This window comes from Aestuariibaculum suncheonense (genome assembly GCF_014596935.1).
GTDB classification, from domain to species: Bacteria; Bacteroidota; Bacteroidia; order Flavobacteriales; family Flavobacteriaceae; genus Aestuariibaculum; species Aestuariibaculum suncheonense.
Genome location: NZ_JACVXC010000006.1, coordinates 116542 through 140965, shown reverse-complemented (window position 1 = coordinate 140965; position 24424 = coordinate 116542). Strand labels below are relative to the sequence as shown.

23 protein-coding genes and 1 tRNA gene are annotated in these 24424 nt (G+C 35.1%); 11 read left to right on the top strand and 13 right to left on the bottom strand.

Going from position 1 to position 24424, the window contains the following annotated elements:
* Nucleotides 1–64: 64 nt before the first annotated feature.
* The 3 genes from asnS to ICJ84_RS14405 all read left to right on the top strand — a co-directional run bounded on the left by asnS (nt 65) and on the right by ICJ84_RS14405 (nt 3637).
* A complete protein-coding gene (gene asnS, locus ICJ84_RS14415; RefSeq protein WP_188217117.1) occupies nt 65–1504 on the top strand; it encodes an asparagine--tRNA ligase in 1440 nt (479 codons plus the stop codon).
* 67 nt (nt 1505–1571) lie between these two features.
* The gene (gene rpoN, locus ICJ84_RS14410; protein ID WP_188217116.1) at nt 1572–3032 is read left to right on the top strand and encodes an RNA polymerase factor sigma-54; all 1461 of its coding nucleotides are present in this window, start codon (nt 1572–1574) and stop codon (nt 3030–3032) included.
* Nucleotides 3029–3637, top strand: a complete 609-nt coding sequence (locus ICJ84_RS14405; RefSeq protein WP_188217115.1) for a hypothetical protein — start codon at nt 3029–3031, stop codon at nt 3635–3637. Before rpoN ends, ICJ84_RS14405 begins: the two co-directional genes overlap by 4 nt.
* On the opposite strand, the gene ICJ84_RS14400 is transcribed toward ICJ84_RS14405, so the two are convergent.
* From ICJ84_RS14400 to ICJ84_RS14360, 9 genes are all read right to left on the bottom strand, one after another.
* Nucleotides 3632–4327 (bottom strand): porin family protein, encoded by a 696-nt coding sequence (locus tag ICJ84_RS14400; RefSeq protein ID WP_188217114.1) that lies wholly within the window; start codon nt 4325–4327, stop codon nt 3632–3634. The two genes, ICJ84_RS14405 and ICJ84_RS14400, sit on opposite strands and share 6 nt — an antisense overlap.
* A gap of 124 nt (nt 4328–4451) precedes the next feature.
* A complete protein-coding gene (locus ICJ84_RS14395) occupies nt 4452–4928 on the bottom strand; it encodes an ExbD/TolR family protein (protein WP_188217113.1) in 477 nt (158 codons plus the stop codon).
* Nucleotides 4929–4945: 17 nt separating this feature from the next.
* Nucleotides 4946–5536 (bottom strand): ExbD/TolR family protein, encoded by a 591-nt coding sequence (locus tag ICJ84_RS14390; RefSeq protein WP_188217112.1) that lies wholly within the window; start codon nt 5534–5536, stop codon nt 4946–4948.
* An 11-nt stretch (nt 5537–5547) separates the two neighbouring features.
* Nucleotides 5548–5970: a hypothetical protein gene (locus ICJ84_RS14385; RefSeq protein WP_188217111.1), complete on the bottom strand. Its 423-nt coding sequence runs from the start codon at nt 5968–5970 to the stop codon at nt 5548–5550.
* A gap of 21 nt (nt 5971–5991) precedes the next feature.
* Nucleotides 5992–6768 (bottom strand): MotA/TolQ/ExbB proton channel family protein, encoded by a 777-nt coding sequence (locus ICJ84_RS14380; RefSeq protein ID WP_188217110.1) that lies wholly within the window; start codon nt 6766–6768, stop codon nt 5992–5994.
* Nucleotides 6769–6840: 72 nt separating this feature from the next.
* Nucleotides 6841–6928, bottom strand: a tRNA-Ser gene (locus ICJ84_RS14375).
* 198 nt (nt 6929–7126) lie between these two features.
* Nucleotides 7127–9421 carry a glycosyl hydrolase family 95 catalytic domain-containing protein gene (locus tag ICJ84_RS14370; RefSeq protein WP_188217109.1) on the bottom strand — a complete coding sequence of 765 codons (2295 nt, stop codon included), beginning with the start codon at nt 9419–9421 and terminating at the stop codon, nt 7127–7129.
* Nucleotides 9422–9551: 130 nt separating this feature from the next.
* Nucleotides 9552–10583, bottom strand: a complete 1032-nt coding sequence (locus ICJ84_RS14365) for an asparaginase (RefSeq protein ID WP_188217108.1) — start codon at nt 10581–10583, stop codon at nt 9552–9554.
* 18 nt (nt 10584–10601) lie between these two features.
* Complete coding sequence (locus tag ICJ84_RS14360; RefSeq protein ID WP_188217107.1) at nt 10602–11369, bottom strand: TatD family hydrolase; 768 nt, start codon at nt 11367–11369, stop codon at nt 10602–10604.
* Between the two features lie 151 nt (nt 11370–11520).
* Here ICJ84_RS14360 and ICJ84_RS14355 point away from each other — a divergent pair, with 151 nt between their 5' ends.
* Both ICJ84_RS14355 and ICJ84_RS14350 read left to right on the top strand, forming a co-directional pair.
* Nucleotides 11521–11970, top strand: coding sequence for a retropepsin-like aspartic protease family protein (locus ICJ84_RS14355; RefSeq protein WP_188217106.1), 450 nt, complete (start codon nt 11521–11523; stop codon nt 11968–11970).
* Between the two features lie 46 nt (nt 11971–12016).
* The gene (locus tag ICJ84_RS14350; RefSeq protein ID WP_188217105.1) at nt 12017–12649 is read left to right on the top strand and encodes a response regulator; all 633 of its coding nucleotides are present in this window, start codon (nt 12017–12019) and stop codon (nt 12647–12649) included.
* Between the two features lie 636 nt (nt 12650–13285).
* On the opposite strand, the gene odhB is transcribed toward ICJ84_RS14350, so the two are convergent.
* The gene (gene odhB, locus ICJ84_RS14345; RefSeq protein WP_188217104.1) at nt 13286–14497 is read right to left on the bottom strand and encodes a 2-oxoglutarate dehydrogenase complex dihydrolipoyllysine-residue succinyltransferase; all 1212 of its coding nucleotides are present in this window, start codon (nt 14495–14497) and stop codon (nt 13286–13288) included.
* 41 nt (nt 14498–14538) lie between these two features.
* Nucleotides 14539–17280 carry a 2-oxoglutarate dehydrogenase E1 component gene (locus ICJ84_RS14340; RefSeq protein ID WP_188217103.1) on the bottom strand — a complete coding sequence of 914 codons (2742 nt, stop codon included), beginning with the start codon at nt 17278–17280 and terminating at the stop codon, nt 14539–14541.
* A 163-nt stretch (nt 17281–17443) separates the two neighbouring features.
* On the opposite strand from ICJ84_RS14340, the gene ICJ84_RS14335 reads away from it, so the two are divergent.
* From ICJ84_RS14335 to ICJ84_RS14315, 5 genes are all read left to right on the top strand, one after another.
* Nucleotides 17444–17968, top strand: coding sequence for an alpha-ketoglutarate decarboxylase (locus tag ICJ84_RS14335; protein WP_188217102.1), 525 nt, complete (start codon nt 17444–17446; stop codon nt 17966–17968).
* Nucleotides 17969–18134: 166 nt separating this feature from the next.
* Nucleotides 18135–18644 carry a c-type cytochrome gene (locus ICJ84_RS14330; protein WP_188217101.1) on the top strand — a complete coding sequence of 170 codons (510 nt, stop codon included), beginning with the start codon at nt 18135–18137 and terminating at the stop codon, nt 18642–18644.
* 236 nt (nt 18645–18880) lie between these two features.
* A complete protein-coding gene (locus ICJ84_RS14325; RefSeq protein WP_188217100.1) occupies nt 18881–19276 on the top strand; it encodes a hypothetical protein in 396 nt (131 codons plus the stop codon).
* Between the two features lie 133 nt (nt 19277–19409).
* Nucleotides 19410–20255: a hypothetical protein gene (locus ICJ84_RS14320; protein WP_188217099.1), complete on the top strand. Its 846-nt coding sequence runs from the start codon at nt 19410–19412 to the stop codon at nt 20253–20255.
* A gap of 60 nt (nt 20256–20315) precedes the next feature.
* A complete protein-coding gene (locus ICJ84_RS14315; protein ID WP_188217098.1) occupies nt 20316–22316 on the top strand; it encodes a TonB-dependent receptor plug domain-containing protein in 2001 nt (666 codons plus the stop codon).
* Between the two features lie 48 nt (nt 22317–22364).
* Here ICJ84_RS14315 and ICJ84_RS14310 read toward each other — a convergent pair whose 3' ends face one another.
* On the bottom strand, nt 22365–22715 hold the full coding sequence (locus ICJ84_RS14310; RefSeq protein WP_188217097.1) for a hypothetical protein: 351 nt from the start codon (nt 22713–22715) through the stop codon (nt 22365–22367).
* A complete protein-coding gene (locus ICJ84_RS14305) occupies nt 22715–23689 on the bottom strand; it encodes a polyprenyl synthetase family protein (RefSeq protein ID WP_188217096.1) in 975 nt (324 codons plus the stop codon). The genes ICJ84_RS14310 and ICJ84_RS14305 overlap by 1 nt, the downstream gene beginning before the upstream one ends.
* A 123-nt stretch (nt 23690–23812) precedes the next feature.
* On the opposite strand from ICJ84_RS14305, the gene ICJ84_RS14300 reads away from it, so the two are divergent.
* Entirely contained in the window at nt 23813–24418 is a 606-nt protein-coding gene (locus ICJ84_RS14300) for a TetR/AcrR family transcriptional regulator (protein WP_188217095.1), read from the top strand.
* Nucleotides 24419–24424 lie beyond the last annotated feature (6 nt).

Genomic DNA, 24424 nt, shown 5'->3' with positions numbered 1-24424 from the left:
TCGTGATATTCATTTTAATATAAACAGGCTAAATTTTATATTTACACTATTAATTTTAATACCTATGAAATCATATACCGTTTCAGAATTATTATCTCAAAATAATATCGCTCCAAATACTGAAGTTGACATTAAAGGCTGGGTAAGAACCTTTAGAGCAAATCGTTTTATTGCGTTAAACGATGGCTCAACTTTAAACAATATTCAGTGTGTTGTAGATTTTGAAAATTTTGATGAAGCATTATTGAAACGTATCACCACAGGTGCTGCGGTTCACATTAAAGGAGACTTAGTTGAAAGTCAAGGAAAAGGACAAACCGTTGAAGTGCAAGTGAAATTTGTTGATGTCTTAGGTGACTCAGATCCTGAAACTTACCCGATTCAACCAAAAAAACACTCGTTTGAATTTTTAAGAGAGAACGCGCACCTTCGCACTAGAACAAGTACATTCAGTGCCGTTATGCGTTTGCGTTCTGCTTTGTCATTCGCAATTCACAAATACTTTAACGAAAATGGATTCTACTACATGCATGCACCAATCATTACAGGTAGCGATGCTGAAGGCGCCGGAGAAATGTTTAGAGTAACTAATTTAGATGCTAAAAATGCACCTTTAAATGAAGCTGGAGAAGTAGATTATACAAAAGACTTTTTTGGTAAAGAGACCAATCTTACCGTTTCTGGTCAGTTAGAAGCTGAAACTTACGCCATGTCTTTAGGTAAAGTGTACACTTTCGGACCTACTTTTAGAGCTGAGAACTCAAATACGTCTCGTCACTTAGCAGAATTCTGGATGATTGAGCCAGAAGTTGCCTTTATGGATTTACCAGGCAACATGGATTTAGCTGAGGACTTTATGAAATCGGTTATCAAATACATTTTAGATAATAACAAAGAAGACTTAGAGTTCTTAGATAACCGTTTACAGGAAGAAGACAAGAAAAAACCACAGGCTGAACGTAGCGAAATGACTTTGATCGAAAAATTAAAATTCGTTACCGATAACAACTTTAAACGTGTGAGCTACACTGAAGCGATTGATATTTTACGTAACAGCAAGCCTAACAAAAAGAAAAAATTCAAATACATTATCGATGAGTGGGGTGCCGATTTACAAAGTGAACACGAGCGCTACTTAGTAGAAAAACACTTTAACTGTCCGGTAATTTTATTTGATTATCCAGCAAATATTAAAGCCTTCTATATGCGTTTAAACGATGACGGTAAAACCGTTCGTGCTATGGATATTCTATTCCCTGGCATAGGTGAAATCGTTGGTGGCGCCCAACGTGAAGAGCGTTTAGATGTTTTAAAAGAAAAAATGGCTGCCATAGGTATTCCTGAAGAAGACCTTTGGTGGTATTTAGATTTACGTAAATTTGGCACGGCTGTACACTCTGGTTTTGGTTTAGGTTTCGAACGCTTAGTTATGTTTGCCACCGGAATGAGCAATATTAGAGACGTAATTCCGTTCCCTAGAACACCACAAAACGCCGAATTTTAGAAAACATTAATTAATGGTTACACATCAGTAAAAGTTTTTTTACTTTTATCTTATACCAAATCACAAGATGCTCAAGCAACATTTACAATTTAAATTATCGCAAAAGCTGTCGCCGCAACAAATTCAATTAATGAAATTGATTCAGTTGCCTACGCAGGCTTTTGAGCAACGTATAAAACAGGAACTAGAAGAAAATCCTGCTTTAGATAGTGGAAAAGATACTGTTGAAACGGACTATGATAGTGATTTCGATAACTCGAATGATGAGTATAACGATAGTGAAACCATTGGTAATGACGACATCAATGTTGATGAATATTTAAGTGATGATGAAATTCCTGATTATCGTATGCAAGCCAATAATTACAGCAGCGATGATGAAGAAAAAAGCATGCCTTACGCTGCAGGAACCTCATTTACACAACACTTAATTAGCCAACTTAACACCTACCGATTAGACGATGAAGAACGCGAAATTGCTGAATTTTTAGTTGGTAGTGTTGATGAAAGCGGCTACATTCGTCGATCGCTTTCGGATATTATGGACGATCTGGCATTTACCCAAAACGTTTATACTTCCGAAGAAAAAATTAATAAAGTACTAAAAATAGTTCACCAGTTAGATCCTGCGGGTGTTGGTGCAAGAAACCTGCAAGAGTGTTTAAGCATTCAATTACACCGTAAGGAAAAAACACCCGATACCGAATTGGCCATTGATATTATCGATAATGCTTTCGAGCAATTCACAAAAAAACATTACGATAAATTATTACAAAAATTTGACGTTACAGAACTGCAACTCAAAGACGCCATTCATGAAATCGAGCATTTAAACCCAAAACCCGGAGGATCTTATGCTGGTAACAACCGTATTGTAGAACACGTTGTTCCCGATTTCGCCATTAGAATTGTTGACGGCGAACTGGAACTAACCCTTAACGGACGTAATGCCCCTGAGCTTCATGTTTCCAGAGGTTACAACGACATGCTTAAAGGCTATAAAGAGTCTAAAGAAAAATCGAAATCTCAAAAGGATGCTGTGATCTTCATCAAACAAAAGTTAGACGCTGCGAAGTGGTTTATTGAAGCCATAAAACAACGTCAGCAAACCTTATTTGTTACGATGAGTGCCATCATGCATTATCAGGAAGAATATTTCTTAACCGGTGATGAGCGTAACTTAAAACCGATGATTCTTAAAGATATTGCAGACGAAATTAATATGGATGTTTCAACGGTTTCCAGAGTTGCTAACAGCAAATATGTGGATACACCTTATGGAACGAAACTGATTAAAGATTTCTTCTCTGAAGCTATGAAAAATGATCAGGGTGAAGATGTGTCTACAAGAGAAATTAAAAAGATTTTAGAAACCGTTATTGAAGAAGAAAACAAGAAAAAACCCCTAACCGACGAACATTTAGCCTCTATTTTAAAAGACAAAGGCTATCCTATTGCAAGGCGTACGGTTGCAAAATACCGGGAGCAACTCGACATTCCTGTTGCCCGCTTACGTAAAAAGATATGATAGATAAGATCTTAAAAAGTATTTCGTTTGTTTTTCATCCGTTAATAATGCCTGTTCTGGGTGTTATTTTTTACTTTTCTAAATCTCCTCGTTTCATTCCTCAAGAAATTATACAGGCAAAGTTACTTTCCCTTGGAATTTTAACCATTATTCTTCCTGTTTTACTTTACTTTTTACTGAAAACTTTAGGAAAAGTAAAATCTATTTATATGCCAACCTCCGAAGAGCGTATACTTCCCTTAGCCTTAAACTGCATAGTAGTCATTGTTATTTTACAACGTATTTTAACTGCAAACCAGATAGTTGAACTTTACTATTTCTTTTTGGGCATTTTAATCTCAACCATGACCTGTTTAATGCTTGCCGTATTTAAGATTAAAGCCAGTATTCATATGATTGGTATTTCGGGAGTTTTTATGTTTTTTATAGCCCTAAGCATTCATTTTAGCATAAACATAAACGGAACTTTAGCTATCATGAGTATTATTACAGGTGCGGTGGCCACTTCTCGTTTACATGCCAATGCACATACCAATGTCGAGTTGATTTTGGGCTTTCTTGTAGGGATGTTTCCGCAGTTAATTTTAGTAACCTACTGGTTATAGAATATAGAATATCAATCCTATTTTAATATTATTCATATCGATGCTCTCTCCGTTGATTTGATTTTCTTTTGAAAATATAGGCGATAACGCATAATACAGATAAGCATTCCAGGTATTGTAACCAAAACTTAAGTTTAAACCATACTGAAACTTCTCGAATACCTTAATATTATTGTATTGTATGTCTCCTAAATCGCCTCGATACTTCACACGATTACCAAAAATATACCCTAGCTTAAACCCCGTATAAATACGCCAGAATTTATATTCTTCCGGAGTGGAGGTTCGCCACCTGAATTCAATTGGCATTTCTACAATATGATTACTGAATTTATTTTTGGTATAGGTATCGCTTTGCAGAATAATATCGTAAGTTGTTACCTGGTTCTCATCTTGGCTAATATAAAGGTTATGATAAAAGGAATTCGTTGAATAGCCTAAACCAATACTCAAAGCCACATTACGTCGCTTATTTAACGGCATGTCCTTCATAAAACCTAGGTGTAATCCGTTAGAAAAACCGTTTTGAGAGAGATCTACAGGACGATTTCCAAATAAGTTATAAGTTACAGCTAAATAAAACTGATCTTCCTTATAAAGTGAGTCTACAACCTTTTCAATAGTATTTTGGGCTATCACTTGATACACCCCTGAAATCCATAAAAAAACAAACCATATCCTATTTCTCATCAAAACCGATTTAAACCTAAATTGTTAAGGAACCATAAATTTATAATAATTCTATACGCCATAAAAAAATAAAAGCGTTTTGATATCTCAAAACGCTTTTAAATATAAAATTAAGAATTAAAATCTATTCGCCTGTTACACTACCCTTTTTAGTAGTATAGTTAATTTTTAGCGCATTCACTTTACGCAATTCCTTCTTAATATCCATTATTAATCCCATGTTTGCATCTTGATCTACTTTTAAAGCAGTTGATAAAAATGGAACTAACTCTTCTCTTTTTGATGCGCGCTCTGCTGCAATAAAGGCAGCGATTTCGCTAACATCAGCAAATTTATCATTAAGCTGAATTTTAGCCGCTGTACCAAATTGCTTCGTGTAATTTTCACTTGGTTTTCCTGCATAAATATACATTACCAAATCTTTTTTATCTAACTTCTCAATCTGATCAGCAAATGGCAAATTATTTTCAACCATTAATGTATTTTGCCTCATTACGGTAGCCACCATAAAGAAGAATAATAACATGAATACAATATCTGGCAGCGATGCTGTAGATATCGCCGGCATATCACCGCTTTTTTTCTTATTAAATTTAGCCATAAAATGTTAAATTTTAATTATTGTACTTCAGAAAGCTTTTGAGGATATTCTAATTTTATCTGCTCAATTTGTTCTTTCAATTTAGTTTTATTTCCTGGCCAATTTACATCGTCATAATTAGCTTCCATTTCTGCGAACGTCATTCCGTATTGCGATTTTGCTCTACGATCTCTTAACACATTATATGCCGCAACTAATTCATTTTGTACTGCGATATACGTTTTATAAGTAGTTTCACGTTCGTTTTTCAACGAAATAATAGCTTTATCTGGATTATCTGATGAATCCGGATCCTTTTTACCGTTACAATATTTACACGATCCGTCGCCACCATTATCTAAGAACTCAATAGCTGCTTGTCTAAGATCTTTAATTTCCATTAACTCATCTTCTACAAGTAACTGATCTTTTCCGTTTAGTAAAACCTCAAAGATGTTCTTCTTTTTAATTGTTGGCGGCTGAACGTTTTCATCTTCCATAGGTGGTAACTTACGGTTGATTCCTGCATCTGTTTCAATAGTAGTTGTTACTAAGAAAAATATTAACAGTAAAAACGCGATGTCGGCCATGGAGCCTGCATTTACTTCTGGAGCTGCTCTTTTTGCCATATCTTACTTTTTTATTTGTGTAATAATTTTTTAACTGTTGAAAGCAATGTTGCTCCAATAGCTGTAACTGAAAGGATATAGAAAGCTATTAAACCAGCACCTACATTTTTAGAGATAGCTTCGGTAATGCCTAATCCTTTTGCGTTAAACGGTGCTAAATCTAGATCTGTTCCAGAAGAAATTCCGTAAGAAATTGCGATTACAGCTAAAAATAATCCTACAGTTAATAGGGTCTTTTTAATATCGCCTGCAAACAGACCTTTTACAACATATATAACGATTAATGCTAATACTATGAAAAGCACCGTATAAGTAACATAAAGAATGTTATCTATTAGCCCTTCAGAGTCTGAGGTCATAATCATTAGTGCAAGAACCGCACCAACGATACCCAGAACATACGCTATATATTTAAGAATTGTATGTAATTTCATAATTCGAGTTTTGTTTTATTATTACTTTTTGTTTCTGATTAATAGATCCATTAACGTAATAGAAGCATCTTCCATAGAGTTAACGATACTATCAATCTTAGCAATAATGTAGTTGTAGAATACTTGAAGAATCATCGCTACAACAAGACCGAATACTGTTGTTAAAAGTGCTACTTTAATACCACCAGCTACAAGAGATGGTTGCATATCACCAGCTGCTTCAATTTTATCGAATGCTTGAATCATACCAATTACCGTACCCATGAATCCTAACATCGGTGCTAATGCGATAAATAATGAAATCCAAGACACGTTTTTCTCTAATTGTCCCATTTGAACACCACCGTAAGCTACAACAGCTTTTTCAACTGCGTCTAAACCTTCGTCTGTTCTATCTAAACCTTGGTAGTAAATAGAAGCAACAGGACCTTTAGTATTTCTACAAACTTCTTTAGCAGCTTCTACACCGCCTGAGTTAAGAGCATCTTCTACTTCTTGGGTTAATTTTTTAGTATTAGTAGTAGATAAGTTTAAAAAGATAATTCTCTCGATAGCAATTGCTAAACCTAAGATTAAACATAAAAGTACAATCCCCATAAATCCAGGACCTCCTTCTATAAATCTCTTTTTTAATTCTTGATGAAACGTAAGCTCTTCAGCAGGTGCATCAGCAGCGTCATCTTGTGTAGTTGTTACAGTTGTTGTAGTAACTGCAGTTGTGCTTGCATTTGTAGTTGCATTAACAGTTCCAAAAGCCATCATTCCTGTAATGGCAAGGATAGAAAATAATCTTTTCATGTTCTAGATCTTAATTTTATTAGTTAAAGTGTTAAAGATATAAAAAAAATACAATTTAAAAACATATTTCAGCAGAGAGGAAGGGATTCGAACCCTCGATACGCTTTTGACGTATACACACTTTCCAGGCGTGCGCCTTCGACCACTCGGCCACCTCTCTGTAATTTTTCTAATGCACTTTTTTCGGGGGCTCAAATAACGAAAAATTCTTTGAACCTTAAAATTTTAACCGTTAATTTTAGGTCATTTCTCCTCTTAAGGGAATATTTACTGTCATTTCGACACCATACATTAATATAAATAAGCTTTTTAGTTCCAAAAATGAAACCAAATAATTAGACTTTCCTTTTTTAATATACTATTTCTCAGATGTAGTTATTTTAATCTCCTGATTTTTTTCTGTATGAATAACTATTATTCCATCTTGTAAAGTATATTCTGTGTCTATATGAAATTTTAAGTCATCAAACGGATTTCTTAATTTCAAAAGACCTCCTTGTTCAGAAACAATAGTTACTTGGTTTACCTTACCATCCTTTTTCTTTGCCGAAACCAAAAACGCACCTTCAGTTCTAAGCTTGTCATAACTGACATTAGTCCATTGCTTTGGTATGGCCGGAAAAATTTGTATTACTCCTGTATGACTCTGAATAAGCATTTCTTGTAATCCTGCAGCAAAAGCAAAATTACCCTCTAATGTAAATGGCCTATATTTAAACTTCGAATACCCTCTATTATGTTGCTCTCCATTAACATGAAAGGAATTTGGCAAGCAAAAGTTCTCTGCAAATATTTTTAATGTTTTAGCAGCAGCCTCTCCATCAAATGCTCTGGCTTGTAAATTAGCCAACCAACTAAATGAATATCCTGTATAATAATCTGACCCCTTTTCTAGTAGATGATTAATTGTATTGTCTATAATCTTCTTGTCTTCATCACTCTTACTATAATCTATAAGCCCTAAGGGGTGATACGCCAATAAATGTGAAAAATGACGATGCGAATGCTCATATTTATTTTCTGGAGCAATCATTAAGCCTTCTGCTTCATCTATGGCAAAATAAGGCCATTCTGCCAACATTGACTTCCACCTTTCTGCTTCTTCATTGTTACCCAACTCTAAAGCCAGTTCTGAAGCCTTCTCGTACGTCCAACGAATAGCAGCCAAATCGAAATTTGTAGTTTCACCAAACCAAGCTCTTCTAGAGTTATTATACATCTCTGGGCTTGCACTTATTGGCAACTTTCTAAATCCGTTTTCACTTTTAACCGAAATATCTTCAAAAAACGTGGCAACCTCTTTTATCCATGGATAAGCTTCATTTTTTAAAAATTCTCTATCCATGCTATAACGCCAATGCAAATAGAAATGCTGACTTAACCAACCGGAAACTGTCGGTCCAAATGCATATTGAATCCATCCACCCATAGGCTGTCCTTCAATTGTAGTAACACCTGGCACAGCTAATCCATCAGATTCATAATATTCTCTAGTGTACTTTTTAAAGTTCGCTTTACACTTAAGCAACCAATCTAAATACCCCTTTTCTAAATCAATATGATTAGAAGAATAAGAAGACCAATAGCTTAACTGCGTATTTAAATCGTGATGATAGTCTCCTTTCCATGGTGGCAATTTACCGTTATCTGCAGTCCAAACAGCTTGTAATGAAATTGGTGGAGCCCCAGTTCTTGCGGCAGACCCAAACTTATATTGTTCTAAATACCATTGCTTTTCCAAGACTTCGTCTGGAATATTGATTTTAGATTTTGCCCAAAAATCTGACCACCACTTGTTGTGACTAACAAAATCGGTATTGAAACCACGTTCTATAGCCTCCGCTGTTAACACATTAGAATCTAAAACAGCATCTGAATTTGGAAAATGAGCACTAATGCTCCAGCATCCTTCCAAAGTTTCGTTTACATATTTCCATCTTACATTAACATCGTATTTAAAGCCTCCCCATCCTTCTTGCACATATGTTATACTATTTTCTTCTTCTTGAACTTGTCCTTTTTTATAACCAAGACGTCTTAAATCCTGACCTGCAACAGGTGATTGTTCATTATCTTCTCCCTCTAAATTATAAGCAGGAGGTAATAAAACTGGCTTAAAATTCTTTGAAACTCCTTTAAATTTAAACCATCCTATTTTTTCAGTAGCATGTACATAGCTACTAAACTCCATTCCGTTCTTCCAAGAAATAACTCCAAGACCATTTTTTATGAATAATCGAGTGGAATCAATTTTTCCTAAATTAACTATATTGAATTCTATTGCCGCTCCTGGAATTTTTGAAGGCGCAGGAGATTTATCATAAGGAGCATCAAATCTATTTTGCACCTCTTTGTACGTATCATTCTTCCACTGTTCATAAACCCATGAAAATTTATAATCAGGGGTGTTCAAATTCTCCATTGGACGAATATCCCATAAATTTACATTATCTAAAGACATTCTTAACTGTCCTTCATTTTGCCAAACCAATGCACCTATAAAGCCATTACCTAAAGGCATGCCTTCATCCCATCTTTTTGCTAAATCATTAGAAACTAAGTCGTGTTTAGTAAATACCTTTTGAGGTTCAATATTTACTTTAAAACATGACACCAAAACAAGTATCATAAAAACAAAAAGAAGGTTTTTCATTATATCTATTAGTTTAAATTTATCTCTCTACGACAAAAAAGTCTTTTATTTTAAATTTCCATGTCAATTATTATACATCTATAGACAATACAATTGCAATTGAATAATTGTGAAATATAAAACGAATGAATTAAGACATTTCTCCTCTTAACGGCGTCTCATATGCTGTTTTGAAGACTTTTTCCGAAACATTTTGCCCCAACATATACATTAATTTACTCAAAGCAGCTTCGGTAGTCAGGTCTTTCCCTGAGATAACTCCCATATTTTTAAGCTCATTACTGGTTTCGTAATGCCCCATCATCACGCTGCCCCCTGAACACTGAGTAATATTAACTATATGAATCCCTTTTTGAATCGCCGCTTTAATATTTTTTAAAAACCAGTCTTCAGTAGTCGCATTTCCTGATCCGTAGGTTTCAATTATCACCGCTTTTAAATTTTCGGTGTTTAAAATATTATTTAACACCTTATCAGACATGCCCGGGTAGACTTTAATAAGCGCAATATTAGTATCTAAATTTTTATGGACCTGAAAGGCTTTCTTTAGATTAGGCTTAAATAAATATTCATTATTCACTTTTAAATGCACACCCGACTCTGCTAGATCGGGATAATTTGAAGACGTAAAAGCTTCAAAATGTTCCGCATTTATTTTAGTTGTTCGATTGGCACGATATAATTTATACTCAAAATATAAACAAACTTCTTTTATAACGGGATTTCCTTTATCCTGAAGCGAAGCCATTTGAATAGAGGTAATTAAATTCTCTTTAGCGTCGGTACGTAAATCCCCAATAGGTAATTGTGACCCGGTAAACACCAAAGGCTTTGCTAAGTTTTCTAACATAAAACTTAAAGCTGAAGCCGTATAACTCATCGTGTCGCTACCGTGCAATACCACAAAACCATCAAAAGATTGATAATGATGTTCTATAATTTCAGCAATCTGCACCCAGTATTCTGGATTCATGTTACTGGAATCTATGGGTTCATCAAAGGATACCGTATCAATATTACAATCTAATAGTTGTAATTCCGGAATCTGTTTCAAAAGGTTTTTAAAATTGAACGCTTTTAAAGTTCCGGTTTTAGCGTCTTTAACCATACCAATGGTACCTCCGGTATAAATTAATAGTATATTTGGTTTTGATGTACTCATCATTTCTAAGCTTTTAAATTAAATACCGAATATGTCTTTAGAGTTTTGCGTGGTTATATTTGCAATCTCCTCTTCACTCCTATCATATATATAAGACAGTTTTTCTAAGACCTTAATAATATAGGCACTTTCATTTCGCTTTCCGCGATACGGAACTGGAGCTAAATAAGGGGCATCGGTTTCTAATACAATATGTTTTAAATCGATATCTTTTAAAAACTGATCGATTTTACCGTTCTTAAACGTAGCGACACCACCAATACCTAACTTCATATTGTAGGATATGGCCTGATGTGCTTGCTCTAAAGTTCCTGTAAAACAATGAAAAACACCAAACAAATCGTCGCCTTTCTCTTCTTCTAGAACTTCAAAAATTTCATCAAAGGCTTCACGACAGTGAATCACAATAGGCAATTTGTAATGTTTCGCCAATTGAATTTGACGCTTAAAGGCAATTTTCTGAATCTCTAATGTGCTTTTTTCCCAATACAAATCGATACCAATTTCGCCTACAGCATAAAAATGACGTGCGGCAAGCATTTCTTCCACATGTTTTAATTCAGCTTCATAATTCTTCTGCACATGCGTTGGATGCAATCCAGTCATTAAAAACACATGATTAGGAAAATCCTGTTCTAACAGTAACATCGATTCGGTATACGTCGAATCGATGGCCGGAATAAAAAAACGAGAAACACCTAAATCAATCGCTCGATTAATCATTTCATGTCGGTCGTCATCAAAAGCTTCACTATATAAATGGGTATGGGTATCGGTTATTATCATGAGGTAAAAATAAAAAAGTCAGCCCTTTTAATAATGGTCTTTTAGATAATTTTAGATTTAAATCACAATCTTATAGATAATATAGAATTTTATATCTTTTTAAGTGAAGCATCCCTGTATTTATAGTACTTTTAGCGCACAATCATCACATATGGAAGACACATTAGAACATTTTCTTCTTAATAAAGGATACACCAAAGTTAAACTGCGTTTAACAAAAACCAATCATTTCGAAGTTAAGGCCACTTTAAATGGCGTTAAAGGTCGTTTTATTTTAGATACTGGTGCTTCAAATTCTTGTGTGGGTTTTGAAGCTATCGATACTTTTAATCTAAAAGTCAAGGATTCTGAAATTATGGCGGCCGGTGCCGGTGCCATAAATATGGAAACTAAAATGTCTAAAAAGAACAAACTAAGGATTGGCAAATGGAAACAAAACAAAGTTGTTTTAGTCCTTTTCAACCTTAGTCACGTGAACACCGCTTTAATAAATCACAACTCAAAACCAGTTGATGGTATTATTGGAGCTGATATTTTAAAAAAATCGAAAGCTATTATAGATTACGAGAAGAAATACATCTACTTGAAATTAGAAAATTAGTATATTTACTCAACAAAACTAATAGCAGAATACTCCCTTTTAATAAATGAAGCCATCTATTGTTATTGCAGATGACCATCCTCTTATGCTTAGAGGCATGTCTGATTTTTTAACTTCTAAAGGATTTGACATCGTTGGAAGCGCGCAGGATGGTAATGCCGCGTATAATCTTATTGTAAAGCTAAAACCTGAAATTGCGATTTTAGATATCAGAATGCCGTACAAAACAGGATTGGAGATTGCTGAAGCATGTAAAAAAAATAATTTGGCCACTAAAGTCATTTTAATCACCTTTGATAAGGAAGAAGAACTTTTTGATCAGGCCAAAGAATTCAACGTATACGGTTATATTTTAAAGGAATTTGCTGTTGAAGAAATAGAAACCTGCATTTCGCACGTATTAAAAGGGGAACCTTATTTTAGTGAAGAAATTGCTTCTTATTTAAACATAAACAATCATAGTAACAGACCTAAGAATTTAGATTTACTCACCAAATCGGAACTAAAAATTGTAAAGCTGGTGGCCGAAAACAAAACCAGTCAGGACATTGCAAACGAACTATCTATATCCGTTAGAACCGTAGATAAACACCGTAGTAATGCTATTAACAAACTGGAACTTGACGATAAACCAACATCACTTGGTATCTGGGCAAATAACCACAAAGCATTTCTGTAAAAAAATAAGTAGAACTGCGTATTTTTTTTTGCCTTTGCATCCCTTACCTTTACGTTGCTATTAATTAATTCTTAGGGAGGATTATACAGGAGGCTCTGGACTTTATTGTTTAGAGCTTCTTTTATTTTAATAGATTCTTAAATCGGAATCGAAAAATAAGTAGAACTGCGTATTTTTTTTAGCCTTTGTATACCTTACCTTTACATTGCTATTAATTAATTCTTAGGGAGGATTATACAGGAGGCTCTGGACTTTATTGTTTGGAGCTTCTTTTATTTTGCACAGACCTAAATCTGAAACAAAAAATAAGTAGAACTGCGTATTTTTTTTCTCACAGATCATCTTTAATTTTATCTCGCTATTAATCAGTCTCTTAACAGGTAATTATATATTAATCCTGCGCTTTAAGGCGCAGGATTTTAAACAGACATCATTAATCACTTAAGTCTCCTATCATGGAAAAGGAAAACGAATACTTAAACAAATACTTTATCATTGGATTAGCTACCCTAGTAATTATAGTAATCGCAATAAACGTTTTAGTTTTATTTTAGTTAGTTTTTTAGTTAAATAAAAAAAGTACTAGTGAAACACACCAGTACTTTTTTTATTTTGATAAAGCCCGAGCTAACTAATTTATAGTTCTAAAGCTTTTTTGATATCGCTATTCATCAATAACTCAACCGGGTTCTCAATACCCTCTTTAACAGCTACTAAGAAACCAACACTCTCTTTACCATCAATAATTCTGTGATCGTAAGACAATGCTACGTACATCATTGGATGAATTTCAACTTTACCATTCACAGCAATTGGACGCTCGATGATGTTGTGCATTCCTAAAATACCACTTTGAGGAGGGTTAATGATTGGAGTTGATAGCATACTACCAAATACACCACCATTGGTAATCGTAAATGTACCACCTGTCATTTCATCAACAGTAATCTGACCATCACGAGCGCGTAAAGCTAAACGTTTCACTTCAGATTCTACGCCTCTAAAACTTAAGTTTTCAGCATTACGAATAACAGGAACCATTAATCCTTTCGGTCCTGAAACAGCAATACTAATATCACAGAAATCGTAAGAAATCATTTCTTTATCATCGATCATTGAGTTTACTGCAGGATACATTTTTAATGCTCTAACTACTGCTAACGTAAAGAAACTCATGAAGCCTAAACCAACACCGTGTTTGTTTTTAAAGGCATCTTTATACTCGTTTCTTAATTCAAATATAGGCGTCATGTTAACTTCGTTAAACGTTGTTAACATAGCTGTTGTATTTTTAGCTTCCACTAAACGCTCTGCTACTTTACGACGTAACATAGACATTTTAGTTCTTGAAGTACCTCGGCTTCCTCCTGAAGGTGTTCCCATTGAAGGTACTGCTTTAACAGCATCTTCTTTAGTTACACGACCATCTTTGCCTGTTCCAGAAACTGAAGCTGCTTCGATACCTTTCTCAGCTAAAATCTTTTTAGCTGCCGGGCTAGCTGAACCTGTTGCATAGGTCTTCGTTTCAGCGGCTGCAGGAACTGGAGTTTCAGCTTTTGGCGCTTCTACTTTAGCTTCTGCTTTAGGGGCTTCACCGCCTTCTGGCTTAGCAGCGCTTGTATCGATTAAACATACTACTGCCCCAACGGCAACAGCATCACCTTCTTCAGCTTTAAGGGTAATAGTTCCGCTTACTTCAGCAGGCAACTCTAAAGTTGCTTTATCACTATCAACCTCAGCAATAGCCTGGTCTTTTTCTACATAATCACCGTCTTCTACCAGCCATGTTGCTATTTCCACTTCTGTAATGGATTCCCCTGGCGAAGGCACTTTCATTTCTAAAATCATTATCTTATAATTTTAATTGAATTTTTTACTTTATTATATAACTAGTTATTATCGAAAACAGCATCAATAACGTTACGCTGTCTCTTTTTATCACGTGTACTTGATCCTGGTGCTGGTACAGAGTTGTATGGTCTTGAATAACAAGCCAATTTAACCAATTCCATACGTTGTGCAAGATACATCCAAGCTCCCATGTTTTTAGGCTCTTCCTGTGCCCAGGCGTACTCTGCAACATTTGGATAACGGTTAATAACTTCCTGAATTTTATCTAAATGAAGCGGGAATAATTGCTCGATACGCACTAATGCCAAATCTTCTCTTCCTAACTCTTCGCGTTCTGCTAATAAATCGTAGTAGAATTTACCTGTACAGAATACTAATTTCTTAACGTTATCTGGATTTACGGTATCATCAATAACTTCCTGGAAAGTTCCTCCAGCCAATTCATTAATACTTGAAATCGCTTTAGGGTGACGTAATAAACTCTTAGGTGTGAAAACGATTAATGGTTTTCTGAAGTTACGTTTCATTTGACGACGTAACAAGTGGAAGAAGTTTGCAGGTGTTGTACAATCGGCAACAATCATATTATCTTCTCCACACATTTGTAAATAACGCTCCATTCTAGCTGAAGAGTGCTCAGACCCCTGACCTTCGTATCCGTGAGGTAATAACACCACAATACCATTTTGCGCTTTCCATTTATCTTCTGCAGCCGATAAATACTGGTCGAAAATAATTTGTGCACCATTACTGAAATCACCAAACTGTGCTTCCCAGATGGTTAAGGTATTCGGATTTGCCATAGCATAACCATAATCGAAACCTAACACACCATATTCTGATAAAAAGGAGTTGTAAATATACATCTCGCCTTTGTTCTCAGGGTTCGTGTTCAATAAATTGATACGATCTTCTGAAATCTCATCACGTAAAATCGCGTGTCTGTGACTGAACGTTCCACGCTCTACATCCTGACCTGAAATACGCACATTGAAACCTTCTTCCAATAAACTTCCGTAAGCTAATGTTTCAGCCATACCCCAGTCTAAAGTATCTGTTTCAAATACCATTTTTGCACGACCTTCTAAAATACGTTCTGCTTTACGCACAAACTTCACGCCTTCTGGAACGGTTGAAACCACTTTAGAAATACCTTCCAATTTTTCCTTAGCATAAGTCGTATCAGTCGGCACTAACATGCCTTCTAATTCAGAACGCTCAAAACCTTGCCAGCGCTCCTGCATAAACTCTCTTACTTTTGAAGATTCTGCTTCTCTAGCTTTAGTATATTCAGACTCTAAAGTATCTTTAAACTCGTCTACAATACCTTTTTTATAAGCTGCATCAATAGTATTTTCAGCAATTAACTTGTTTGAATAAAGATCAAACGGATTGTTGTGTTTCGCAATCGCTTTATATAATTTAGGTTGCGTGAAACGTGGTTCATCACCTTCGTTATGACCATATTTTCTATACCCTAATAAATCGATGTAAACATCCTTTTTATAACGCATTCTGTAATCTAGTGCTAACTCCACAGCGTGAACTACAGCCTCAGCATCATCAGCATTAACGTGTAATACAGGCGATAAAGTTACTTTAGCCACATCTGTACAATAAGTACTTGAACGCGCATCTAAATAGTTGGTTGTAAATCCAATCTGGTTATTCACCACAATGTGTACAGTACCACCTGTCTTGTATCCGGCAAGCTGGCTCATTTGCGCTACCTCATAAACAATACCTTGTCCGGCGATAGCTGCATCACCATGTACAACAATAGGAATGATTTTAGAATCATCACCATCGTAATCATTATCAATTTTAGCACGCGTAATCCCTTCAGCAACCGATGCAACAGTCTCTAAGTGCGATGGGTTAGGCACTAAGTTCATTTTAATATTCTTTCCGTTTTGATAGGTTTTATCTAAGGTTAGTCCTAAGTGATACTTAACGTCTCCATCGATATCTGCATCTTCGAAGTCTTTACCATCAAACTCACTGAATAATTCATGCATTGGTTTTCTGAAGATGTTCACCAAGGTACTTAAACGTCCACGGTGTGCCATACCAAGTACACATTCCTTTACACCATACTTTTCTACAGCATAAAATAATACGTTACTAATTGCCGGAATTAAAGACTCCCCTCCTTCAAGAGAGAAACGCTTTTGTCCAACATACTTAGTTTGTAAAAAGTTCTCAAACGTTACCGCCTGATTTAACTTAGAAAGGATGTATTTTTTCTTTTCTGCATCAAAGGTAGGCTGGTTGTCGTTTTGATTTAACTTCCCTTGCCACCAAGCAATCACTTCCGGATTACGTAAGTACATGTACTCTACACCGATAGAACTGCAATAGATCTTCTCTAAATGCACTAAAATTTCACGTAATGGTTTTGCACCAATACCTAAAACTTCACCCGCATTAAAAACGGTATCTAAATCGTTTGAGGATAAACCAAAATTTTCAATTGCTAAAGTAGGCGAGTAAGATCTTCTGTCACGCACAGGGTTTGTTTTAGTAAACAAGTGCCCACGCATTCTATATCCGTCAATAAGTTTAAGAACCTGGAATTCTTTTTGAAGATATTCTGGCATTTGCGCCGAAACACCTTCAACAATCTCTCCTTCTAAACCGTAGTTCTCACTACCAAAATCGTAACCCTGAAAAAAGGCTCTCCAACTTGGCTCTACGGCGTCTGGATTCTCTAAGTATTGATCGTATAAATCAGCAAAGTAGGCTGTATGCGCTGCGTTTAAAAAGGAATATTTATCCATTATTATATATAATTCACTATCAATTAGTCAAATTTACCGGCAAAAATACAACTTTTGCGAATATTAGATGTTTATTTTGTTATATTTATGATTATCATAACACCCATATAATTAAAAATTAAATTTTCAGTTTAATTTGTTAACATATTTCAAAGAACTAAGTATGATTACTTTAATTAATAAAAAATCCCTACTGCTTTTATTAACAATTATTTGGAGTTTTAACACTTTAACTGCACAACAGTTAGAAAACGACTTTTGGAAACACGTCCGTTTTGGCGGCGGTATAGGATTAAGTTTTGGAAACGGTTTTTTCAGCGGAACACTAGCACCAAGCGCCCTTTACGAATTCAATAATAGCCTAGCTATGGGCATAGGACTTAATGGCACCTATAATAGCAGTAAAGATTTCTACAAATCGACTATTTTTGGAGGCAGTTTAATTGGTTTATACAGCCCGATTAACACCATTCAGTTATCTGCCGAATTTGAAGAACTTTACGTAAGCAGGAAATACGACAACCGACTTAATTTTCAAGACGACAACTATTGGTATCCAGCCTTATTTTTAGGTGCTGGTTACCGCAACCGCAATGTTACCTTTGGCATTCGCTACGATGTGCTTTACGACCGAAATAAAAGTATTTATGCCGATCCTTGGGCGCCTTTTGTAAGGGTTTATTTTTAATTTCAAACAACTATTTCCATTTCATTTTCTATTCTTTTTTATAAAAATCAGTAAAACCAATTAGCCTGAATTGAAACTTAAAACAAGAAAAACACACTATTTATGATGATTGTCATATTTAATAATCATTTCAGAACCTAACTTCGCAAAAATCTAATTCATCATTATGAAATCAGCATTTAAATTACTGACTTTAATTGTTGCCTTAGCTATTTTTAGTTGCGGAAGCAAGGAAGAAAAAAAGAAAAGTGGATTTTCTTATGAACAAAAAACAGCAACACAACAAACAAATAAATCTTCTGAAGCACCAAAAGCCCTTAGCGCATCTCAAAGGGTAGATTTAACCGATAAAGGTATTGGCCCGATTACCTCGATTATACTGGCTAGTGAAATAGACCAAAACATAGCTTCTCATGGTAAAGACATATTTAATAAAATGTGTACCGCTTGCCACCGTCCGGACAAAAAATTTATCGGCCCATCTCCTGTTGGCATTCTAGAAAAGCGATCTCCTGAATGGATTATGAATATGATTTTAAATCCTGAAGAAATGGTACAAAGAAATCAATTAGCTAAAGATTTACTTATTGAGTTTAACGGATCGCCAATGCCTAATCAGAGCCTTTCTGAAGAGAACGCCAGAGCTATTTTAGAATATTTTAGAACGTTAAAATAACACCATAAACATTATACACACATCTACCACCTCAATATAAGACATTAGCTTTTTCACGGTTAACTAATGCTCACACCTCCCTTTGGCACCAGCACCGGATTAATTATCTCATTATCTGTTCTTATTATTTGGGTAATTTTACCCATTTTCAGAATTGTTATGAAGTCGAAGAAAAAAGATTTTTAAATGTAATAATTATCACTTTTCAAAAGAAAACGAAACCGTAAATTTGCAGCATGTTAAAATTCTTGGTCAATAAAATAACCGCGCTTGTTCTGGTAGTTATCCTACTGGCACATAACATCAATACGCTTGTTATTGTGGTTGATTTTGTCGCCAATCAGGATTTTATTGCCAAAACACTTTGCGTTCAAAAGGATAATCAGCAGGGGTGTAACGGTAAATGTCATTTGCAAAAACAACTGGCGAAAAACGAAACTGGTGCCGACCATAAAACACCTTTAGAAGAAAACAAACGTATGGTGTTAGATGCTTTTTTCATTTCAAACATCGATACGATTGATACTCAAAATACATTGCAATTAACTTCGCAATCTAAGTTAATTTACAAAACTCCGGCGATTTACGAAAGCACCATCGCTGTCGATACACCGCCTCCAAACATTTCGTAATTCCATAATTTATCAAAAAACAGGCTCAAATTCATCTCAATTGATGTATTAGACAAAACGCCTATGTTTAAACATTAACTGTATAGCTTAAGACTTATACACACTGTGACTATACCCTAAATTGAATTACAAAATGAAATTTTCACATATATTACCTATTCTGTTTATCACTTTATTTTCTGCTAGCTGTTCTACCGATAACGATGATGACCTTATAATTAACGAACTGGAGAACTTAATTAAAGTTCAAAACCTTGTAAACGACACTCATACTATTGAGGTTTACACTAAATCAGGAAGCTTTTACACAGGATACAACGCCGTAAGCCTTAGAATTGTAGATAACACCTCTAAAAGTTATATTGAAAATGCTTCAATAAACTGGATGCCGGTTATGCAAATGCCAACCATGCAACACTCGTGTCCAAAATCAGACGTATTAAAAACTACAAACAAAAAAACCCTTTACGACGGCTACATTATTTACCAAATGACAAATACAGATGGTTCTGGCTGGTCATTAACAATAAATTACACTATTGATGGTATAACATACGTGGTTACCGATACAATCACGGTTTTACAAAGTAAATTACAAAATGTAAGTAGTTTTCAAGGAAGCGACAACAAGCGTTATGTGATTGCCATTATAGAACCTACAAAACCTATTATTGGCATAAACAATCTGGTTGTTGGCTTATACTCCATGGAAACAATGATGTCTTTTCCCGAAGTTGAAAACTACAGCTTAGCCCTGGATCCTAGAATGCCAGGTATGAGCAACCATAGTTCGCCTAACAATACTGATTTAACATATAGTAGTACAGATAGTATGTACCATGCCGACCTGTCCTTAACCATGACCGGGTATTGGGTTTTAAACTTAAAACTTGTCGATGCTGAATACACCGTTTTAAAAGGTGAAGACGTTACCGAAACAAACACCCAAAGTAGCTTATATCTAGAATTAGAATTTTAACACACTAGAGATTGCATCCTGTTAATAAAACACGATGCAATCCTTACAACACATAGCATTATGAAAAAGCTCATTGTTCTTATATTGGGCATCATATACAGTGGAGTTTCTTATGGTCAGCAAAGCGATGTAATTATAAAGAAAGACACTACACAATTAGATGAAATTATAGTATTAGGTAACCGAAACCTGAGTAATTATCGACAGGAAAAAACCTTGTCAAGCATTGACAATTATTTAGAAAAATCGAATCGTGTGACCATGATTAAACGTGGTAACTATGCCTGGGAGCCTACACTAAATAATATGACCAGCGAACGCTTAAATGTCACCATAGACGGCATGCAGATTTTTGGTGCCTGCACCGATAAAATGGATCCCATAACATCGTATGTTGATGTTTCAAATCTAAAGCAGGTAACAATCAATTTTGGTCAGGAAGGCACTGAAAACGGTCATAATATTGGTGGTGCTATCGATTTACAAATGCCAGAATCTAAATTTAATCATTCAGGATTAAAGTCAAGTGTCGATTTGGGCTACGAATCCAATGGCAACTACAAAACCTGTGGTTTAGAACTGGAATATTCAACCAATAAGTTTTACCTAAATACGGATGGTATTTACAGAAAATCTGACAATTACAACGCCGGAGAAAACAAAGAAGTCCCCTTTTCTCAATTTGAAAAATTCAATATTTCTACACAGGCAGGTTATAAATTATCAAATAACCACAGTTTGGATGCTAATATTATTTACGACAAAGCTACCGATATTGGTTATCCGGCGCTACCTATGGATGTCTCATTAGCCGAGGCTATAATTACATCGGTAACACACAACTACAAAAGCAACCTCAGCTATATTACATCCTGGGAATCAAAATTGTATTTCAATACCATAACCCATATTATGGACGACTCCAAACGTCCCGATGTACCTATTCGTATGGATATGCCCGGTTGGAGTGACACTTATGGATTTTATAGCAAGTTAAAATTCACTGCAAACAAACATCAGTTTCAGTTTAATCTCAACGGATTTTACAACCGATCTTTAGCCGAAATGACCATGTACCCAAACGACTCCAATCAACCGAGTATGTTTATGTACACTTGGCCCGATGTCAGAACCTTGTACAGTGGCTTGTACATAAGAGACAACTATACTTTAAGTGATGCTGAATCGATAAGTACTTCCGTACGATTCGGGTTTCACAACAACACAATTGCAAAAGATGAAGGTTTGGAAAGCTTAAAAATTTTCTATCCCGATTTAACCAATTCTAAACATCGCTTTTTAACTTCGGTAGCTTCAAATTATCATTTAGAAAAAGAAAATTACCATCTTTCATTGGGTTTAGGCTATGGCGAACGCGCAACTTCAGTGAGTGAAGGTTATGGTTTTTTCCTGTATAACAACTTCGATAATTTTGATTATATCGGAAACCCAACCCTAAAAAATGAAAAATCATTTGAAGCCAATATGAAAGCAAATTATCTTTTCGGCAATTTTAAAATAGGTTTAGAATCGTCATATTTCCATATAAGAGATTACATTGTTGGCGAGATTGATGCATCGTTAAGCCCTATGACTATTGGTGCCAACGGTGTAAAAATTTATACGGCATTAGATTATGCTTCTATTTTCGATATCTATTTAAACTCGAGTTATCTGTTATCAAAAACCTTATCTATAAATGCTTCTGTTGGTTATAACTACGGCAAAGGCAGTAATAACGAACCTTTGCCCCTAATAAAACCTTTCTCGTATTTAGCCGAATTAAATTATAACACCACCAATTTTAATGCTGCATTACAATTGGAAGGCAACGGCAACCAAAGTCAGTACTCAAGTTTTTACGGAGAAAACGAAACGCCGTCTTATGGTATACTAAATTTAAACTTCGGAAATATATTTTATTTAAAAACGAATAAACTGGTTCTAAAATATGGTGTAGAAAATATTTTAGACCGTTATTATTCTACCTATGCCGACTGGAATAATATTGCGCGACAAGGACGTAATTTTTATATCAACACGTCTTTTGTCTTTAATTAATAACAAAAAAAACACCCTCTTAAATTTTATCTTCAAGAGGGTGTTTTTTTATTGATATTTATGCCTAAACCAAACTTTTTGCCATTCGCGCTTTAAAATTAAAAACGCTACATCTTCCGAAAGTTTTAGCACATCACTTCCATCGAGTTCCTTAACTTGTCGCTCAGAAACATCAATAATGTAGAGTAGATTCAAATAATCGGCGAACTTTTCCTGAATAAGTTTATAGATGGTCTCGTGCAGCATCAACTTTAAACTAGAAGGCAAAATAGCTTCATCAAAATCTAAATCGATATTCGCTAGTAAAAAGTCTTTATTTAACTGCACCACCAACTTACTATACAAGTCCAGATTGTTAGCTTCACTAATTAAATCTTCAAACGTTGATGGCAACTGCATTATACCTTTCTATCCATTAAACTTGCTCCGAACGCTTTTAATATTTCCTTGTTGTCTGTAGAAATATTCAAAGTTTCTAAAACCTCGAAAGCCTTATTTGTATAATTTTCAATTTCATTTCTGGTGGCTTCAGCAGCACCACTCGACTTAAAAATATTTTTTGCTGTTTCTATTTTATCGGAAGGATCACTCGGACTCAAACTGAATAAATGCTGAAGCTCCAACTTATTATCTTCTGAAGCAAACTCGACAGCTTTGATGTATAAATAGGTCTTTTTATTTTCAATAATATCACCTCCTACTTGTTTCCCAAAGGTTTTTGGGTCTCCGAAAGCATCTAAATAATCATCCTGCAACTGAAAAGCAATCCCTAAATTTTTACCAAACTCGTAAATTCCTTTTTGGTCTTCTTCTGAAGCTTCCGCCACAATGGCTCCCATTTGCATCGCCGCACCAACCAAAACTGCTGTTTTGTATTCAATCATTTTTAAATACTCTGGAATAGTCACATCATCGCGCGTTTCAAAATCGACGTCGTACTGCTGACCCTCACAAACCTCAAGTGCCGTTTTACTAAACAACTTTGCTAAAGCCTGAAATATGGTAGGCTCGTAATTTTCAAATAGCTGATACGCCATAATCAGCATGGCATCGCCCGATAAAATGCCTGTATTTACGTCCCATTTTTCGTGTACCGTTTCTTTTCCGCGTCTTAACGGTGCATCGTCCATAATATCATCATGCACCAAAGAGAAATTGTGAAATACTTCAATACTCAACGCCGCATTTAAAGCTAATTTATAATCGACATTAAAGGCTTCAGCGGTCATTAAGGTTAACACCGGACGCAAACGCTTTCCGCCTAATTGTAAAATATAATTGATAGGATTATATAAAGAAACAGGTTCGCGTTGCGTGGTAAACCCATTTAAATACGACGTTATAGCGTCTTGATAAAATAGTACGTTTTGCATACAGCAAAAATAAAGTAATTGCCCTAACTAATGCAACCTATTTAAACCCAATATTAAAAAACTGTTAAAACTCAGGAAACTTTTTTTGTTTTTAAAGTTTCTTAGCTTAATTTTGTGGGGATTATGAAAGATGATATTTTAAAAACTGCAGCAGAATTATTCTTAAACTATGGGTTTAAGAGTGTAACGATGGATGAAATTGCCAATGCACTTGGCATGTCGAAAAAAACCCTTTATCAGTATTTTGAAAACAAAAACGACCTGGTCGAAGAAACCACCTTATACATGTATCATGTTATTCAAACCGGTATTAACGACATCATCCTGCAAGATAAATCGCCAATTGAAGAGATTTATGAAATTAAGCGTTTTGTCATGAAGCATTTAAAAGATGAAAAATCGTCACCACAATTTCAATTACAGAAATACTACCCAAAAATTTACGACGATTTAAAGGAAAAACAGTCCTGCGTTATGGGCGACTGTGTGATTAGCAACTTAGAGCGAGGCATTCAATTAGGATTGTACCGAGATACTATCAATAAAGAATTCATATCGAAAATCTATTTCAGCTGTATGATGTCGCTAAAGGATAAAGATCTGTTTCCTTTAAATAATTTCTCGATGCAGACCTTAATGAACAACTATTTAGAATACCATTTGCGAGGCATTTGTACGCAAAAAGGTCTTGATTATTTAACCGAATATTTAAACAACAATCAATCATAAAACATG